This is a genomic window from Geodermatophilus sp. CPCC 205506 (assembly GCF_051383635.1).
Classification (GTDB): Bacteria; Actinomycetota; Actinomycetes; order Mycobacteriales; family Geodermatophilaceae; genus Geodermatophilus.
This window is the reverse complement of the sequence record NZ_JALPKP010000012.1, coordinates 1-17,888: the sequence shown is the minus strand read 5'-3', so window position 1 is coordinate 17,888 and position 17,888 is coordinate 1. Positions and strand designations below refer to the sequence as shown.

The 17,888-nt window shown below is 75.7% G+C and carries 14 protein-coding genes; 5 read left to right on the top strand and 9 right to left on the bottom strand.

What is annotated here, in order from left to right:
• Positions 1–12 precede the first annotated feature (12 nt).
• The 4 genes from MY520_RS08860 to ilvD form a co-directional block, all read right to left on the bottom strand.
• Entirely contained in the window at positions 13–1,881 is a 1,869-nt protein-coding gene (locus MY520_RS08860) for an acetolactate synthase large subunit (RefSeq protein WP_436691720.1), read from the bottom strand.
• Positions 1,882–2,163: 282 nt separating this feature from the next.
• Positions 2,164–4,884, bottom strand: coding sequence for a putative bifunctional diguanylate cyclase/phosphodiesterase (locus tag MY520_RS08855; RefSeq protein WP_436691719.1), 2,721 nt, complete (start codon positions 4,882–4,884; stop codon positions 2,164–2,166).
• Positions 4,881–7,514: a putative bifunctional diguanylate cyclase/phosphodiesterase gene (locus tag MY520_RS08850; protein WP_436691718.1), complete on the bottom strand. Its 2,634-nt coding sequence runs from the start codon at positions 7,512–7,514 to the stop codon at positions 4,881–4,883. Before MY520_RS08850 ends, MY520_RS08855 begins: the two co-directional genes overlap by 4 nt.
• Before the next feature lie 105 nt (positions 7,515–7,619).
• The gene (ilvD, locus tag MY520_RS08845) at positions 7,620–9,317 is read right to left on the bottom strand and encodes a dihydroxy-acid dehydratase (RefSeq protein ID WP_436691717.1); all 1,698 of its coding nucleotides are present in this window, start codon (positions 9,315–9,317) and stop codon (positions 7,620–7,622) included.
• Positions 9,318–9,407: 90 nt separating this feature from the next.
• Between ilvD and MY520_RS08840 the strand changes: the two genes are divergently transcribed.
• Complete coding sequence (locus MY520_RS08840; protein WP_436691716.1) at positions 9,408–10,226, top strand: helix-turn-helix transcriptional regulator; 819 nt, start codon at positions 9,408–9,410, stop codon at positions 10,224–10,226.
• A gap of 24 nt (positions 10,227–10,250) precedes the next feature.
• On the top strand, positions 10,251–10,619 hold the full coding sequence (locus MY520_RS08835) for a PH domain-containing protein (protein WP_436691715.1): 369 nt from the start codon (positions 10,251–10,253) through the stop codon (positions 10,617–10,619).
• Here MY520_RS08835 and MY520_RS08830 read toward each other — a convergent pair.
• The gene (locus tag MY520_RS08830; protein ID WP_436691714.1) at positions 10,616–11,572 is read right to left on the bottom strand and encodes a 2-hydroxyacid dehydrogenase; all 957 of its coding nucleotides are present in this window, start codon (positions 11,570–11,572) and stop codon (positions 10,616–10,618) included. The genes MY520_RS08835 and MY520_RS08830 overlap by 4 nt on opposite strands.
• Before the next feature lie 77 nt (positions 11,573–11,649).
• On the opposite strand from MY520_RS08830, the gene MY520_RS08825 reads away from it, so the two are divergent.
• Positions 11,650–12,774, top strand: a complete 1,125-nt coding sequence (locus MY520_RS08825) for a PQQ-dependent sugar dehydrogenase (RefSeq protein WP_436691713.1) — start codon at positions 11,650–11,652, stop codon at positions 12,772–12,774.
• A gap of 32 nt (positions 12,775–12,806) precedes the next feature.
• Here MY520_RS08825 and gatB read toward each other — a convergent pair whose 3' ends face one another.
• From gatB to gatC, 4 genes are read right to left on the bottom strand one after another with little or no spacing between them, the layout of a single operon-like run.
• The gene (gatB, locus tag MY520_RS08820; RefSeq protein ID WP_436691712.1) at positions 12,807–14,321 is read right to left on the bottom strand and encodes an Asp-tRNA(Asn)/Glu-tRNA(Gln) amidotransferase subunit GatB; all 1,515 of its coding nucleotides are present in this window, start codon (positions 14,319–14,321) and stop codon (positions 12,807–12,809) included.
• Positions 14,318–14,521, bottom strand: coding sequence for a hypothetical protein (locus MY520_RS08815; RefSeq protein WP_436691711.1), 204 nt, complete (start codon positions 14,519–14,521; stop codon positions 14,318–14,320). The genes gatB and MY520_RS08815 overlap by 4 nt, the downstream gene beginning before the upstream one ends.
• The gene (gatA, locus tag MY520_RS08810; RefSeq protein ID WP_436691710.1) at positions 14,518–16,035 is read right to left on the bottom strand and encodes an Asp-tRNA(Asn)/Glu-tRNA(Gln) amidotransferase subunit GatA; all 1,518 of its coding nucleotides are present in this window, start codon (positions 16,033–16,035) and stop codon (positions 14,518–14,520) included. Before gatA ends, MY520_RS08815 begins: the two co-directional genes overlap by 4 nt.
• Positions 16,032–16,367 (bottom strand): Asp-tRNA(Asn)/Glu-tRNA(Gln) amidotransferase subunit GatC, encoded by a 336-nt coding sequence (gene gatC, locus MY520_RS08805; RefSeq protein ID WP_436691709.1) that lies wholly within the window; start codon positions 16,365–16,367, stop codon positions 16,032–16,034. The genes gatA and gatC overlap by 4 nt, the downstream gene beginning before the upstream one ends.
• 216 nt (positions 16,368–16,583) lie before the next feature.
• On the opposite strand from gatC, the gene MY520_RS08800 reads away from it, so the two are divergent.
• Both MY520_RS08800 and MY520_RS08795 read left to right on the top strand, forming a co-directional pair.
• Entirely contained in the window at positions 16,584–17,252 is a 669-nt protein-coding gene (locus MY520_RS08800) for an ACT domain-containing protein (RefSeq protein WP_436691708.1), read from the top strand.
• Between the two features lie 184 nt (positions 17,253–17,436).
• The gene (locus MY520_RS08795; protein WP_436691707.1) at positions 17,437–17,733 is read left to right on the top strand and encodes a hypothetical protein; all 297 of its coding nucleotides are present in this window, start codon (positions 17,437–17,439) and stop codon (positions 17,731–17,733) included.
• Positions 17,734–17,888: the final 155 nt, after the last annotated feature.

Below are 17,888 nucleotides of genomic sequence, written 5' to 3'. Positions count from 1 at the left end.
CTCGCTGTCTCCTCAGACCTGGCCGTCGCCGAAGACCGGGCGGATGCCGCGCGCGGCCATGATGTCGTCGTTGCTGGCGCCGGCGGCGACCATCGGCCACACCTGGGCGTCGTGGCCGACCACGAAGTCGATGACCACCGGGGCGTCGTCGATCGCCATGGCCTTCTCGATCACCGCGTCGACGTCGTCCTTGGTCTCGCAGCGCAGCCCGACGCACCCCATCGCCTCGGCGAGCAGGACGAAGTCGGGGATGCGCACCGGCTTGGGGGTGCCGTCCTCGTTGAGCGCGTGCAGCTTGGTGTTGGAGTAGCGGCCCTCGTAGAAGAGGGTCTGCCACTGGCGGACCATCCCGAGGTTGCCGTTGTTGATGACGGCGATCTTGACCGGGATGCCCTCGATGGCGCAGGTGGCCAGCTCCTGGTTGGTCATCTGGAAGCAGCCGTCGCCGTCGATGGCCCAGACCGTGGTCTCCGGGCGGCCGTACTTGGCGCCCATCGCCGCGGGGACGGCGTAGCCCATCGTCCCGAGGCCGCCGCTGTTGAGCCAGGTGCCGGGCTTCTCGTAGCGGATGAACTGCGCGGCCCACATCTGGTGCTGGCCGACGCCGGCGGTGTAGATCGCGTCCGGCCCGGCGATCGCGCCCAGCCGCTCGATGACGTACTGCGGCGAGAGCGTGCCGTCCTCGGGCCAGTCGTAGCCCAGCGGGTAGGTCGAGCGCCACTGCTCCAGCTGCGCCCACCAGGCGGCGAGATCGGGGGTGCGGCCCGCCTCGTGCTCGGCGCGCAGCGCGGTCACGAGCTCGGCGATGGTCTCCCGCGCGTCGCCGACGATCGGCACGTCGGCCCGGCGGTTCTTACCGATCTCGGCCGGGTCGATGTCGGCGTGCACCACCTGCGCGTCGGGGGCGAACGAGGAGAGCTGGCCGGTCACCCGGTCGTCGAAGCGCGCGCCCAGGGCGACGATGACGTCGGACTTCTGCAGCGCGGTGACCGCGGCGACCGTGCCGTGCATGCCGGGCATGCCCAGGTGCTGCGGGCTGCTGTCCGGGAACGCGCCGCGGGCCATGAGGGTGGTGACCACCGGTGCGCCGGTCAGCTCGGCCAGCTCGGCCAGCTCCGCGGTGGCCTGCGCCTTGAGGACGCCGCCTCCGACGTAGAGCACCGGCCGGCGGGCGCCGGCGATCAGCGTGGCGGCCTCGCGCACCTGCTTGCCGTGCGGGCGGGTGGTCGGCTTGTAGCCGGGCAGTTCCAGCCGCGGCGGCCAGGAGAAGTCGGTGGTCGCCTGCAGAACGTCCTTGGGGATGTCGACGAGGACGGGACCGGGCCGGCCGGTGGAGGCCAGGTGGAAGGCCTCGGCGATCCGCTGCGGGATCTCGCGGGCGTCGGTGACCAGGAAGTTGTGCTTGGTGATCGGCATCGTGATGCCGCGGATGTCGGCCTCCTGGAAGGCGTCGGTGCCGATCGCGGCGCTGGGCACCTGGCCGGTGATGGCCACGATCGGGACCGAGTCCATGTGCGCGTCGGCCAGCGGGGTCACCAGGTTGGTCGCGCCCGGCCCGGAGGTCGCCATGCAGACGCCGACCCGCCCGGTGGCCTGCGCGTAGCCGGTGGCCGCGTGGCCGGCGCCCTGCTCGTGGCGGACCAGGACGTGGCGCACCTTGGAGTCGAACAGCGGGTCGTAGGCGGGCAGGATCGCCCCGCCCGGGATCCCGAACACCACCTCGACGCCGACCGCCTCGAGCGACCGGACGAGGCTCTGCGCCCCCGTGATGCCGGTCGCCGGCTCGGCGGCGGCCGCGACCGAGCGGGCGGTCGTCTCGACACCGGTGAGCGACGCGGCCGCTTCGCGGGTGGCGGACTCGCCCGGGGTGGTGCTGTTCATGGCGTCTCCTGGCAGTGCCCCGGTCGGGGCCTCGGTTCGGGGGCCGTGCGGTGTGCGGCGCGGGTGCCTGCGGGCGCGAGTGGCCGTCGTCCGGCGGGGTGTCCGGGGCCCGCAAACGAAAGACCCCTCGTGCCTGCGGGCACAGAGGGGTCAGCGCGTCGGTCGGGCCACCGACGCGCTAGGCGACTACGAGGAGCAGGCAGGCCGAGCGCACCCGCCCACTGTGCGCCTCGGCGGTCCGGTCGTCAACCATGTCGTCCCACTGTGTGGGCGTGGCGGCTGTCAGACGTGGGACGGGATGCCCGCGCCGTCGAGCACCGCGGGGTCGAACCCGGCCAGCAGCGCCGACAGCTCCCCGGCGGGCACCGGCTCGCCGAGCAGGAAACCCTGCAGGAACCGGCAGCCGAGCCGGTCGAGCGCGGCCAGCTGGCCGGCGGTCTCCACGCCCTCGGCCACGACGTCCATGCCGAGCGTGCGCCCGAGCTCGATGACGCTGCCGACGAGCACGGCGGTGCGCGGGTCGTCCTCGATGTGGGCGACGAAGGCGCGGTCCATCTTGAGCACGTCGACCGGCAGCCGGGCCAGCCGCGCCAGGGAGGAGTGGCCCTTGCCGAAGTCGTCGAGGGAGAGGACGCAGCCCATCTCCCGCAGCGCGGCCAGGTCGCCCTCCATCCGGTCGCCCGCGCCCATGAGCACCGACTCGGTGATCTCGAGCATCAGTCGGTGCGCCGGCACGCCCGAGTCGGCCAGCGCCCGCGCGACGTCGGCGGCCAGGCAGCCGGCCTGCAGGTGGCGGATGGAGATGTTCACGCCGAGCTGCACGTCGTACCCGGCGGCCAGCAGCGGAGCCAGCGCAGCGGTGGCGGCGCCGAGCACCCAGCGCTGGAGGGGGACGACCAGGCCGTCGTCCTCGGCCAGGCCGACGAACTCGTCGGGCGGGACGGCGCCGTACTCCGGGTGCTGCCACCGGACGAGGGCCTCCAGGCCCAGGATGCGCCGCTCGAGGACGCCGACCACCGGCTGGAAGGCCACCGTCAGGTGCCCGTCGGCGATCGCCGCGGGCAGGTCGCGCGCCAGGCCGGCCCGCCGGTCGACGGCGCGGTCGAGGGCCTCTCCCGACGAGCGGACGCAGTTCTTCCCGTCGGACTTCGCCGTCCGCAGCGCGAGGTCGGCGCGGCGCAGGGCCTCCGAGGGGTCGGTGCCCGGGCGCAGCTCGGCCAGGCCGACGCTGCCGGAGACCGCGAACACCGGCCCCTGGGACGTCGTCCCGCCGGGCGTGGCCGGGCGGTGCTCCCGGTCGAGCAGGTCCACCAGGCGCTCGGCCAGAGCCGTCGCCTCCGCGCGGTCGGCGCGCACGAGGACGGCGAACTCGTCGCCACCGAGCCGCGCCACGACGTCCTTCTCGCGGGCGGCCGCGCGCAGGCTCTCGGCCACCTCGCACAGCAGCCGGTCGCCGGCGTCGTGGCCGGCCACGTCGTTGACCGCCTTGAACCCGTCGAGGTCGATGAGCAGCACGCACGCCTGGGCGGTGTCCTGGTCGGCCAGGGCGGCCATGAACCGGGCGCGGTTGGGCAGGCCGGTGAGGAAGTCGGTGTAGGCCAGCCGCTCGAGCTCCCGCTGGGTGCGGCCGCGGGCGCTGACGTCGCGCAGGTGCAGGACCAGCCCGTCGTCCTCTCCCCCGGTGCGGGCCGCGCCGGAGACCTCGACGTCGCGCCAGTCGCCGTCGCGGGTGCCCAGGCGCAGCGTCGCGGGCAGCTCCACCGGCTGCCCTCCGGCGCGCACCGCGGCCGCCACGCGCCCGAGGAGCTCCCGGTCGCCGGGGTGGACCAGGGCGAGCAGGGCACGGCCGGAGAGATCGCGGGCGGCCCAGCCGAGCTGGTCGCGCACCGGCCCGGTGGCCCAGGCGACCCGGCCCTCGCCGTCGAGCAGGACGGTGACCGCCTCGCCGCTGTGCAGCAGCGCCCGCAGCCACCCCTCGGTGCGGCGGACGCGGCGGGTCAGCCGCTCCCCGTCGGCGGCCCAGAGGAGGCAGCGCACGAAGGTCAGCAGCATGAGCACGGTGATGCCGACCCCCTCCACCGCGGAGACGGAGCGCCCCACGGCGACCCCGACGGCGAGGAACAGGGCGACGCCGAAGGCCGCGCAGTTGCTGAAGACCACGCCGGCCAGCGGCAGCGCGCCCGGCTGCTCGGGGTCCTCGCGGAGCCGGCCGGGGTCGGCGTCGACCGCCCGGATCCCGGCGCCGAGCATGGCCAGCCAGGCCAGGCCGGTGACGACGTCGAGGCCGGTGCTGCGCAGGGTGACCGCGAGGGCGCCGCTGACCACCACGACGGCGAGCGCCACGAAGGCGGTCAGCAGCCAGGCGGCCGCGGGGCGCCGGGCGTCGTCGACGGCGGCCACCGTGACCAGCCCGACGCCGCAGAGCAGGGCGCCCACGGCCGGGTAGCCGACGGAGACGAGCGCGTCGGCGACGCCGCCCGAGCGGGCGGCGGCGTCGGCCAGGAGCGCCTCGCCCAGCAGCGCGACCGCCACGAGCACGATGCCGCCGTCGAGCAGCGCGCGGGACCCGATGGGCCGGCGACCGGCGGCGGGCAGCAGCCGGGCGCACGCGGTGAGGGCGACGGGCACGGCGGCCACCAGCGGCAGGTCGTGCCAGCCCGCCTCGCTGGTGTTGACCCCGACGCCGACCAGCGCGCTGGCCGCCTGCCCCAGGCCCAGCAGCCCGGTGGCGAGGGCGAAGGCGCGCCACGGCCCGGTGGAGCCGGCAGGCAGCCGGGCTCCGTGCCGCGCCACGACGAGGGCGGCGACCCACGAGCCGGCCGCGAGCAGGGCCGGGCCGACGCTCAGGGCGGCGTCCGCGGCCGTCGTCTCGACCACCGCGATCGCCACGCCGAGGACGGCCAGCAGGCCGAGCGCGGCCGCGGTGTCGCGGCGCCGTCCCCGGGCGCGGCCGCCGGCCGGCCGGTCGGAGGTGCGCCGCCCGGCCGGTGCCCCGGTCGTCATCGGGAGCCGACGAGGCCGGGCCACAGGAGGCCGGCGCCGTCGCAGAGCAGGTCGGTGAGCTCGCCCAGCCGCATCGGCCGGGCCAGCAGGAAGCCCTGGGCGAACCCGCAGCCGGCGCCGCGCAGGGCACCGAGCTGGGCCGGGGTCTCCACGCCCTCGGCCACGACGTCGAGGCCCAGGGCGCGGCCGATGGCCACGACCGACTCGAACAGGGCCCGGCTCTTGGGGTCCCGGTCGATCCGGGACACGAAGGAGCGGTCCAGCTTGAGGACGTCGATCGGCAGCCGGGTCAGGTGCGCCATCGACGAGTGCCCGGTGCCGAAGTCGTCGAGGGCGACGTGCACGCCCATGAGCCGCAGCGCCTCGATGTCGACGGCCACGTGGTCGCCGTCGGCGTCCACCGTCGCCTCGGTGATCTCGAGGACCAGCCGCTCGGGGGCCAGGCCCGTCGAGCGCAGCACCGCGGCCACGTCACCGACGAGGGTGCGGGCGGCGACGTGCGACGCGGAGATGTTCACGCCCAGCCGCAGCGGGGCGCCGGTCTCCGGGAGCAGGACCGCCGCGGCGGCCGCCTGCTCGAGGGCCCACCGCTGCAGCTCCCCGATGACGCCGGCGCGCTCGGCGATCGGCACGAACTCGGCCGGGGGCACCTCCCCGAGCTCCGGGTGCCGCCAGCGCAGCAGCGCCTCGACGCCGGTCACCCGCTGCTGCTCGAGGCAGACCACGGGCTGGAAGAGGACCGAGAGCTCGCCGCGGGTCCAGGCGCCGGGCAGGTCGTCCCGCAGCCGGGTCCGGCGGTCGGCGGCGGAGCCGAGGGCCTCGCGGTAGCGCAGGGCGCTCCCGGGACCGCTGGCCGCCGCCGCGCGCACGGCGAGCTCGGACCGCACCAGCAGCCCGGCGACGGTCAGCCCCGGCTCCAGCTCGACGACGCCCACGCTGCCGCTGAGGTCGAAGATGCCGCCGCGGGTGTCCAGGGGCTGTTCGAGGACCGACAGCAGGCGGTCGGCGAGCAGGTCGACGACCTGGGGGGTGCCCTCGGCGAGGACGGTGAACGCGCCGCCGCTGACCCGGGCGACCATGTCCCCGCCGCGGACGGTGGCCCGCAGCCGGCGGCCGATCTCGACCAGCACGTCGCTGGCCACGTGCAGCCCGGCGTTCTCGCGGACCTCCTCGAGGCCGGCCAGCTCGATCAGCAGCAGGCTGCGGCACGGCGCGCCGGGGGTCCCCGCCGCGGCGAGCGCGTCCTCGACGGCACGCTCGCTGCCCGCCCGGTTGGGCAGGCCGGTGAGGGGGTCGGTGAAGGCCACCTGCTCCAGGGCGCGCTCGCGCTCGACGCGGTCGGTGGTGTCCCGGCAGTGCAGCACGACCGCGCCGACGGACGCGTCGCGGCGCAGGTCGGAGACGCTGGCCTCCAGCTGCCGCCAGGTGCCGTCGGCGTGCCGCACCCGCAGCGGCAGCAGCCCGGTCGCCGGGGCTCCCGCGTCGGCCGGCTGCAGCGCGCGGGCGACCGGCAGCGCGTCCTCCGGGTGGACCAGCTCCAGCAGGTCCCGGCCGGCCACCACGCGGCCGGTTTCGCCGAGCGCCGTCCCGAGGGTCGGCGAGGCCCAGGTGACCCGCAGGTCCTCGTCGAGGATGAGGACCGCGTCGCCGCTGGAGGAGACCAGCGAGCGGAAGTAGGCCTCGCTGCGCCGCAGCCGCGCGCCCAGGCGCTGCTCGTCGCGCGCGGTCACCCAGCGGTGCACGGCGGTGAGGACGGCGCAGAGCAGGACACCGGCGAGCACCACGGGGTTGGACCGGCCGGTGATCAGCCCGGCGATCGCCCCGCTCAGCAGCGCGACGACCATGGCGAGGTGCGGGAGCAGCTGCCCGAGCTGGGTGGAGCGGCCGCTGCGGGGCCGGGGACAGTCCTGCCCGTCCGCGCAGGGCCCGGGGTCGGCCAGCGCGGCGGCGCCGAGCAGGGCCAGGCCGCCGGTGACGAGGAAGCGGCTCAGATCGGTCGCGCCGAGGGAGTCGGAGAGGAGCGCGGAGGTGGCCAGCGCGCGCCCCGCGGTCGTGAGGATCATGCCGGCGAGCAGCACCAGCGCCATGGTCTGCCGGTGGCTGTCGATGACGCCCACCAGCACCAGGGCCGCGGTCATCGTGGCCGACGTGGTCAGGACGGCGGCGCCCAGCACGAGCGCCTGGGCCGGTCGCAGGTCCAGCCAGCTGCGGCCCGGGCCGAGGACGAGCAGCTGGACCGCGAGCACGCAGGCGGTGCCGAAGAGCGCGAGCTCGACGCCGGACCGGGCACCGCGGCGCAGCCGCTCCCGGTCGACGAGCGTGAGCGCGCCGAGGATCACGAGCAGGTAGCCGGCCGTCGTGGGCAGCCAGCGCAGCAGCGCCTGCTGCATCGGGTCGGCGGGGGCCACGACCGCGACGGCGAGGAAGCCGGCGACGGGCAGGACCGGGGCGACGGCGATCAGCCGCCACCCCCGCGCGCCCGACTGCCGCGAGCGGCCGGCGCACCAGATCACCGCGGCCGCGGCCAGGCCCATCACGGCGACGGCCACGTCACCGGCGGACCGGGGACCGGCCGTGCCCGCGGACACCGCGCACACGGCCCCCACCACCACGGCGCTCGCGAGGAGCACCCACCTCAGCCTGTCCACACCCGCTGTCTCGGCACCGGCCGCGGGTGGGAACAGCGCAGCAGGGCGGGCCTCACCCCAAGGGGGTGCCTGCCCTGACCAGCGCCTTCAGTCGCAGATGGCGCCCTTCGAGGCCGAGCCGACGAGCTTGGCGTACTTGCCGAGCACCCCGGTCGTGTAGCGCGGGGGCAGCGGCTGCCAGGTCTGCCGCCGGCGGTCCAGCTCGTCGGCGTCGACGAGCAGGTCGAGCGTGCGGGCGGCGAGGTCCAGCCGGATCCGGTCGCCGTCGGCCACCAGCGCGATCGGGCCGCCGTCGGTGGCCTCCGGCGCGACGTGGCCCACGCAGAGCCCCGTCGTCCCGCCGGAGAACCGGCCGTCGGTGAGCAGCAGGACGTCCTTGCCCAGCCCCGCGCCCTTGATCGCGCCGGTGACGGCGAGCATCTCGCGCATGCCCGGGCCGCCCTTCGGGCCCTCGTAGCGGATCACGACGACGTCGCCGGGCTGCAGCGTGCCCTCGGTGACCGCGTCCATCGCGCCCTGCTCACCGTCGAAGACCCGCGCGGTGCCCTCGAAGACGTCGGCGTCGAAGCCCGCCGACTTCACCACGGCGCCGTCCGGCGAGAGGGAGCCGCGCAGGATGGTCAGCCCGCCGGTGCGGTGGATCGGCTCGTTCATCGCGTGGATGATCGTGCCGTCCGGGTCCGGCGGGGCGATCTCGGCGAGGTTCTCGGCCATCGTCCTGCCGGTGACGGTCAGGGCGTCGCCGTGCAGCAGACCGGCGTCGAGCAGCGCGCGGAGCACGACCGGGACGCCGCCGATGCGGTCGACGTCGGTCATCACGTACCGGCCGAACGGCTTGACGTCGGCCAGGTGCGGCGTGCGGTCACCGATCCGGTTGAAGTCCTCGAGGGTGAGGTCGACCTGGGCCTCGTGGGCCATGGCCATGAGGTGCAGGACGGCGTTGGTGGAGCCGCCGAGCGCCATGACCACGGTGATGGCGTTCTCGAAAGCCTCCTTGGTCATGATCTGGCGGGCGGTGATGCCCTTGCGGAGCAGGTTGACCACGGCCTCGCCCGAGGCGACCGCGAAGGCGTCGCGGCGGCTGTCGGGCGCCGGCGGGGCGGCGCTGCCGGGCAGCGCCATGCCGAGCGCCTCGGCGACGCTGGCCATCGTGTTGGCGGTGTACATGCCGCCGCACGAGCCCTGCCCGGGACACGCGGCCTTCTCGATGTCGCCGAGCTCCTCGCGGGTGATCAGACCGCGGGCACAGGCGCCGACGGCCTCGAAGACGTCGATGATCGTCAGGTCGCGGTCCCCGAGCCTGCCGGGCAGCGTCGAGCCCGAGTAGAGGAACACGCTGGCGAGGTCGAGCCGGGCGGCGGCCATGAGCATCCCGGGCAGCGACTTGTCGCAGCCGGCCAGGAGCACCGTGCCGTCGAGCCGCTCGGCGAAGACCACCGTCTCCACCGAGTCGGCGATGACCTCCCGCGAGACCAGCGAGGCGCGCATGCCCTCGTGGCCCATGGAGATGCCGTCCGAGACCGAGATGGTGCCGAACTCCAGCGGATAGCCACCGGCGGCGTGCACGCCCTCCTTGGCCCGCTTGGCCAGCCGGTCGAGGGAGAGGTTGCAGGGGGTGATCTCGTTCCACGACGACGCGACGCCGATCTGCGGCTTCTCCCAGTCGTCGTCCCCCATGCCCACGGCGCGCAGCATCGCCCGCGCCGGGGCCTTGGCGATGCCGTCGGTCACCTCGCGGCTGCGCGGCTTGACGTCTGCGGTCCTGCGGTCATCGACGGTCGTCACGATCGGGGATCGTAGGCCGGTTCCCGGGAACCACCCGAGAGACCGTTGATACTGGTACCGACACCACCACCGACGTCGCAGGAGCCGCCGTTGTCCGCGACCGCGCGCCGCGAGCTGGCCGACTTCCTCCGCTCGCGCCGCCGCCAGGTCGACCCGCGGGTCGCCGGGCTGCCCGCCGGCGGCGCCCGCCGCACCCCCGGGCTGCGGCGCGAGGAGGTCGCGCTGCTGTCCGGGGTGGGCCACACCTGGTACACGTGGCTCGAGCAGGGCCGCGACATCCGGCCGTCGCGGCAGGTGGTCGACGCCCTGGCCCGCACGCTGCGGATGTCCCCGGCCGAGCACGAGTACGTGCTGCGGCTGGCCGGGCACGGCGCCGTCCCGGCCGGTGCCGCCGACGGCATGCCAGCGCACGTGCAGCGGCTGCTCGACGCGCTGGGCCCCTCCCCCGCCTACGTGATCACCGCGAGCTGGTCGATCGTCGGCTGGAACCGCGCCTACGAGCGGCTCTACCCGGGCGTGGCCACCGTGCCGGCCGCGGACCTGAACCTGCTGTGGCTGGTCTTCGCCGATCCCGCCGTCCGCGAGCTGCTGGGCGACTGGACCACCGACAGCCGGCGCTTCCTCACCCAGTTCCGCGCCGAGGTCGGGCCGCGGCTGGCCGACCGGGAGGTCGTCGACCTGGTCGCCCGGCTGGAGGTGGCCAGCCCGCACTTCCGCGCCGGGTGGGCCAGCCACGACGTCGACCGGTTCAGCTCCGGGGAGCGCCGTTTCCGCCACCCGGACGTCGGCGAGCTGCTGCTCGAGCACCACCAGCTCACCCCGGCCGACGCACCGGGCCTGCAGCTCGTCGTCTACACCGCCGCGGCGGGCAGTGACACGGCGGCCCGGCTGGACCGGCTGACCGGCTGAGCGGGTCTGGGAGGATCGGCAGACGTGGCTGACCCCGTCCGGATGCGGATGAGCCGGACGGCGTTGCTCCCCGTCGTCCTGCTCGTCGTCTGCGTCGTCCCGCTGGCCTTCGCCGCCACCTGGACGCTGGTGTTCCTGCTCGTGCCCGTGCTCGTCGGCGCCTGGGTGGTCCGGGTGGGCGTGGACGTCGGCGACGAGGGGATCACCGTGCACTCCCTGACCGGGCGGCGGCTCGTGCCGTGGCCGGAGCTGGCCGGCATCCGGATCGGCCGGCGCGCCGACCTCTGGCTGGTCACCACGGCCGGCACCGAGGTGCGGCTGCCGGTGCTGCGGGTCGGCGACCTCCCCCGCCTGGCCGCGCTCTCCGGCGGCCGGATCCCCGATCCCGCTTAGTACGCGTCGACGACGTTCTGCAGCGGCTTGCCGGCCAGGACCCGCCGCACCTGCGCGACGACGGCGGCGGCCGCGCGCTCGTTGGTCTCCGGCACCATGCCCGCGACGTGCGGGGTGAGCAGCAGCCCCGGGGCCTCCCACAGCGGGTGCCCCTCCGGCAGCGGCTCGGGATCGGTGACGTCGAGGGCCGCGCGCAGCCGGCCGGCCCGCAGCTCGGCCAGCAGCGCCCCGGTGTCGACGACGACGCCCCGTGCGGCGTTGACCAGCAGGGCGCCGTCCGGCATCGCGGCGAGGAAGGCGGCATCGACCAGGCCGGCCGTCCCGGGGGTCACCGGGACGATGACGACGACGACGTCGGCCTGCGGCAGCAACCGCGGCAGCTCGTCGGTGCCGTGGACGCCCTCGCGCGCGGTGCGGGCCACGTAGGTCAGCTCGACGTCGAAGGGCGCCATCATCGCGCCGACCGTGCGGCCGATGTCCCCGGCACCGACGACCAGCACCCGGGCGCCGACGAGGGAGCGGTACGTGACCGGAGTCCAGCGGCCGGCGGCCTGCTCGCGGACCAGCTCGGGGAGGCCGCGCTGCGCGGCGAGGACCGCAGCCATGATCCACTCGGCCGTCGAGGGTGTGTGCGCGCCCCGGGCGTTGCACAGGACGACGCCGTCGGGCAGCCGGCCGGCGAACCGCTCGGCTCCGGCGCTGAGCAGCTGCACCAGCCGCAGCCGGGGCAGCGCCTCCACGAACCCGTCCTGCGGGCCGGTGCCGCCGCCGGGCACCCACACCTGGGCCTGCGCGGCCTCCCCGGACGGCGGGCCGTCGGCGGGCCGCACGCGGTGCGCCCGCACCCGCGGCGAGATCCCCTGCACCGCGGTGGCCAGCGCCGTGGAGGGGACCAGGACGTGCAGCGTCTCGTCCGGGCCGACGATCCTGTCACCGGTGATCTCGGGAGGCACGGGCTCCGACTGTAGGCCCCCTCCCAGCTCGCGCACGTACTGTGCTGGGGGTGGGACGGCGCGGGCGACGGGCGGGCGTGGGAGCCGGCACCCTGCTGCTCGGCGCCGTCCTGACCGGGTGCGGCGCGGACGGCTACGAGCCCGCCGGCCCGTTCCGCCCGCTGCCCGAGGACCCGCCGCCGCAGGTCGGCCCGCCCGCGGACCCGACCCAGCCGCCGGCGCCCGGCGACCCCGCCGACCCGAACTCCGGCGAGCAGGCCGGCGACCCCAACGTCGTCGCCTCCGGGCTCACCGTACCGACCGGACTGGTCGTGCTGCCCGACGGCACCGCGGTCGTCGGCGAGCGGGACAGCGGCCGGCTGCTGCAGGTCTTCCCGGACCGCTCCCCCGCCCAGGAGCTCATGACCGTCCCCGGCATCGACGCCGCCGGCGACGGCGGCCTGCTGGGGCTGGCGCTGTCGCCGACCTTCGACGAGGACGGCCTGTTCTACGCCTACGTCTCCACCGCCACCGACAACCGGGTGGTGCGCTTCCCCATCGGCGGCACCCCGAACCCGGTGCTCACCGGCATCCCGCGCGGCGAGGTGCACAACGGCGGCGGGCTGGTCTTCGGCGTCGACGGCAGCCTGTACGTCGGCACCGGCGACGTCGGCGACCCCGCGCTGGCCGCCGACCCGGCGTCGCTGGCCGGCAAGGTCCTGCACGTCGACGTCTTCGGCCAGCCGGTCGGCGGAGGCCCGGTGCACAGCCGCGGCCACTCCGACGTCACCGCGCTGTGCCTCGGCGGGGAGGACGCCCTGTTCGCCACCGACGAGGCGGCCCAGGGCCCCGACGCCCTCGACCGCGTGGTGTTCGGCGGCGACTCGGGCCCCGGCCCGGGCACCACCGACCCGGTGGTGGACTTCCCGGCCGAGGAGGGCGGCCTCGGCGGCTGCGCGATCGGCGGCCGCACGGCGTTCCTCGGCGCGATGGACGGCCGGCGGGTGCACGTCGTCGAGCTGGACGGTGCCGGTGCTCCCGTCGGCGAGCCGGCCGAGTTCCTCACCGAGCGCTACGGCCGGCTGCGCACCGTCGTCCAGGACGGCGACGGCGCCCTGTGGATCACCACGTCGAACCGGGACGGCTTCGGCACCCCGGTCGAGGAGGACGACCGCGTGCTGCGGGTCCTCCCGCCGGGCGGCTCGGCCGACTCCCCGCTCTGACCTCGCGGTCCTCCGGGGAGGACCGCAGCTGTTCAGCCGGCGAGGACGCGCTCCTCGAGCATGCGCTTGACGGTCGCCGCGTCGGCCTTGCCGCGGGTGGCCTTCATGACCGCGCCGACCAGCGCGCCGAGGGCCTGGACCTTGCCGCCCTGCACCTTGGCGACGACGTCCGGCGCCCCGGCGATCGCGGCCTCGACCGCGGCGACCAGCTCGTCGGACTCGCCCATGACCGCCAGTCCGCGCGCCTGCACCACCTGGGCGGGGTCGCCCTCGCCGGCGAGCACGCCGTCGAGCGCCTGACGGGCGAGCTGGTCGTTCACCGTTCCCTCGGCCACCAGCCGGGTCAGCTCGGCCACCTGCCGCGGGGTGACCGGCAGCTCGGCGAGCTCCACGCCGGCGTCGTTGGCCCGCCGCGCCAGCTCGCCCAGCCACCACTTGCGGGCGTCCGCGGGCGAGGCGCCGGCGGCCACCGTGGCGTCGACCAGGCCGAGGGCACCGGCGCCGGTGAGCCACGCCATCTCGGTCGCCGACAGGCCCCACTCCTCCTTGAGCCGCGCGCGCCGGGCGGCCGGCAGCTCCGGCAGCTCGGCGGCCAGCTTCTCCACCCACTCGGCGTCCGGCGCGACGGGGACGAGGTCGGGCTCGGGGAAGTACCGGTAGTCGGTGGCCTCCTCCTTGCTCCGCCCCGGCGACGTGCTGCCGGTGTCCTCGTGGAAGTGCCGCGTCTCCTGCAGCACCCGCCCGCCGTCGTCCAGGACGGCGGCCTGCCGGCGCATCTCGTAGCGCACCGCCCGCTCGACCGAGCGCAGCGAGTTGACGTTCTTGGTCTCGGTGCGGGTGCCCCACTCCAGGCTGCCGATCGGCGCCAGGGAGGTGTTCACGTCGCAGCGCAGGCTGCCCTGCTCCATCCGGACGTCGGAGGCACCGAGGGTCTGGATGATGTCGCGCAACTCGGTGACGTAGGCGCGGGCCACCTCGGGGGCCTTGGCGCCGGTGCCGGGGATCGGCCGGGTGACGATCTCGACGAGCGGGATGCCGGCGCGGTTGAAGTCGACCAGCGAGTAGTCGGCCCCGTGGATGCGCCCGGTGGCGCCACCCACGTGCAGGTTCTTCCCGGTGTCCTCCTCGAGGTGCACGCGCTCGATCTCCACCCGGTAGGTCTCGCCGTCGACCTCGACGTCCAGGTGGCCGGCCGTGCACAGCGGCTCGTCGTACTGGCTGGTCTGGAAGCCCTTGGGGATGTCCGGGTAGAAGTAGTTCTTCCGGGCGAAGCGGCACCAGCCGGCGATCCGGCAGCCGAGCGCCAGCCCGATCCGGATCGTGGCCTCGATCGCCGCGGCGTTGGCGACCGGCAGGGAGCCGGGCAGCCCCAGGCAGACCGGGCAGGTCTGGGTGTTGGGCTCGGCGCCGAAGGTGGTGGCGCAGCCGCAGAACATCTTCGACGCGGTGCCCAGCTCGACGTGGGTCTCCAGGCCGATGAGCGGCTCGTACCGGGTGAGGACCTCGTCGACGTCGACCAGGCGGTCGCCGGTCTGGGTGGTGGTCACGGGGTGGTGTCCTCCTTCGAGGCGGGGCGGCCGGGACCGGAGGGGCTGGTGCGGCCGGAGAACCACGCACCGGCGGCGGTCACCAGGCCGAGGACGATGAAGACGGCGAAGAACACCTCGCCGGTCGCGATCCAGCCGACCAGGCCGACGAGGACGACGAACCCGGTGAGGGCCCAGGCGGCCTTGAGTGCCCCGTTCACGCCGCGGCCCGGTTCGTGAGCTCGTCGAGCAGCCGGTGCCCGCGGGCGGCGTCCAGCGCGGCCTCGACGGCGGCGGCGACCCGGTAGCAGCGGTCGTCGGCCAGCGCGGGAGCCATCACCTGGAAGCCGACCGGCAGACCGTCGGACAGCCCGCACGGCACCGAGATGGCGGGCAGCCCGGCGAGGCTGGCCGGCAGCGTGCACAGGTCGGCGGCGTACATGGCCAGCGGGTCGTCCACGCGGGCACCGATCGGCCAGGCGACGGTCGGGCTGGTCGGGCTGACCAGCACGTCGACGTCGTCGAACGCGGCGGTGAAGTCGCGGGTGATCAGCGTGCGCACCTTCTGCGCCTGCCCGTAGTAGGCGTCGTAGTAGCCGGCCGACAGCGCGTAGGTGCCCAGGATGATCCGGCGCTTGACCTCGGCGCCGAAGCCCTGCTCGCGGGTGAGCGACATGACCTCGTCGAGGTGGTGGGTGCCGTCGTCGCCGACCCGCAGGCCGAAGCGCATGCCCTCGAAGCGGGCCAGGTTGGACGACGCCTCGCTGGGGGCGATCAGGTAGTAGGCCGGCAGCGCCAGGTCGAAGGACGGGCAGGAGACCTCGCGGACCTCGGCGCCCATCCCCTCGAGCAGCGCCACGGTCTCCTGCACCCGGGCGAGCACGCCGGGCTCATAGCCCTCGGCGTGCCCGTCGCCACCGAGCTCGCGGACGACGCCGACGCGCAGCCCGGCGAGCTCCCCGCGGGCCCCCTCGCCGGCGGCCTTCACCACCACGGGCACCGGCGCGTCGATGCTGGTCGAGTCGCGGGGGTCGTAGCCGCCGATCGCCTCGTGCAGGACCGCGGCGTCGAGCACGGTGCGCGCCATCGGGCCGGCCTGGTCCAGGCTGGAGGAGAACGCGATGAGGCCGTACCTGGAGACCGAGCCGTAGGTGGGCTTGTGCCCCACCAGCCCGGTGACGGCGGCCGGCTGGCGGATCGAGCCGCCGGTGTCGGTGCCCAGCGCCCACGGCGCGAGGTGGCCGGCGACCGCCGCCGACGACCCGCCCGAGGAGCCGCCGGGGATGCGCTCGGGGTCCCACGGGTTGCGGGCCGGCCGGTAGGCGGAGTTCTCGGTCGAGGAGCCCATGGCGAACTCGTCCATGTTGGTCTTGCCGAGCAGCACCGTGCCGGCGTCCTTGAGCCGCGCGGTGACGGTGGCGTCGTACGGCGGCCGCCAGCCCTCGAGTATCTTCGAGCCGCTTGTGGTCGGCACGCCCTCGGTGACGAAGACGTCCTTGAGCGCCACGGGGATGCCGGCCAGCGGCCCGAGCTCCTCGCCGGCGTTGCGCGCGGTGTCGATCGCGGCGGCGCGGGCCAGCGCCGCCTCGGCGTCGACGTGCAGGTAGGCGCCGAGGACGTCGTCGGCGGCGGCGATGCGGTCGAGGTGCGCCCGGGTCAGCTCCACGGAGCTCACCTCGCCGGCGGCCAGCAGCCGGCCGAGCTCGGCGGCGTCGAGGCGGGTCAGGTCACTCACTCCGCGTCCCCCAGGATCTGCGGCACGCGGAAGCGGTCGTCCTCCGCGGCAGGCGCACCGGCGAGGACGACGTCCCGCGGCAGGCTCGGGGTGACGACGTCGGGGCGCGTGACGTTGGTCAGCGGGACGGCGTGCGTCATCGGCGGCACGTCCTCGGCCTCGGCCTTGCCGACCTGCGCCACCGCGTCGAGCACCGCGGACAGCTGCCCCGCGAAGTGGTCGAGCTCCTCGTCGGTCAGGGACAGCCGGGCGAGGCGGGCCAGGTGGGCCACGTCCTCCCGCCCGAGTGCGGCGGCGTCCTCGCGGGATTCCTTCGGGGAGGGGGTGCTCATGTCGGGGCGGGACTCCACTTCGGCGGCTCCGGGTGAGCGTTCCTCACCACGTCTGCAACCCAGCCACTGTACGTGGGGCACACCGCGGCCCGGTCCGGTGGCGGAGGCCTCACCCGGCCCCGGCGGGGGCCGCTCGACCGCCCGCACGTCGATGCGGGAAGCTGGTGCCGCCCACGATCGACGGAGATCGGCCCGTACCTCGCCTCGGAGGGAACCGTGTCCTTTCTCCTGCGTCTGGTCGTCCCTGACCGCCCCGGCATCCTCGGGGCGGTCGCCACGGCCCTCGGCACCGCCGGCGTCGACATCGTCTCGGTGGACGTGCTCGAGCGCGGCGGCGGTGTCGCCGTCGACGACATCGTGGTCGACCTCCCCGCCGACCGGCTCCCGGACAGTCTCATCACCGCCGCCCAGGCGGTGGACGGCGTGCAGGTGGAGTCGCTGCGGCCGTTCGCCGGCCCGCTGGACACCCACCGCGAGCTCGAGCTCCTGGAGTCCCTGGCCCGGGCCGCCGAGGGCACCGCGGTGAAGCTGCTCGCCGCCGAACTGCCGCGGGTCTTCCACAGCGGTTGGGCGGTGGTGCTGCACGGCGGCGACGACCGGCCGTGCGAGGTGCTGGCCGCCTCCGACGCCGCGCCCACGTTCGACGGCATGGTCCTGCCGTGGCTGCCGATGCCGGCGCCGCGACTGCTGCCCAGTGACGAGGAGTGGCTGCCCGACCGGTGGCGCGACATGGCCATCGAGATGATGGCCGCGCCCTTCGGTACCGACCGGACGGCGGTGGTGCTCGGCCGGTCCGGGGGGCCGGTCTACCGCCGGTCGGAGCTGCTGCGGCTGGTGCACCTCACCGGGATCGCGGCCAGCGTGGCGCACCTGCCGCCGGCCTGACCTCCGGGTCGCGGGCCTCGCGCCGCCGGTCCCCTGCTGCGGCCCGCGACTCGCGCCTCGGCACTTCCGGGATCGATGGTCCCGCCGCGCCGAGCCTCGCCCGTCGGTGGTCACGAGGCCCTGACCGGGCGTTACGTGTCCACAGGCCTTGCCCGGTCGGGTGTTCGAACATATGATCGAAGACATGGAGCGGGAGCCGGGACTCGGGGTGCTCGAGCCCGACTGCCCGCCTCGCCCCGACGCCCCTTCGGTGGGCTGGGCGTCCGGGCCGCTGGGCGCGGTGCAGGCCGCCGACCGGGAGATCGCCCGGCAGACCGCGCGGCGGGCCCGGGCGGTGGCCGCGTTCGCCGCCTCCCGGCCGGCCTCGGCCGACCGGGCCCAGGGCGAACCCGGCGCGATGAGCCCGGACCGCTGGGCCGCCCGCGCCGAGCCGCTGCGCGCGGTCGGCGCTGGGCCACCCCGGAGCTGGCGCTGGCGCTGAACCTCACCGCGCAGGCCGCCGAGGCGCTGCTGGAACGGTCGCTGACCCTGGTGCACCGGCTGCCGGGCACGCTGGCCGCCCTGGAGACCGGCCTGCTGCACGCCGGGCACCTGTGGCACCTGCTGGACAAGGTCGCGCCGATCGCCGACGACGCG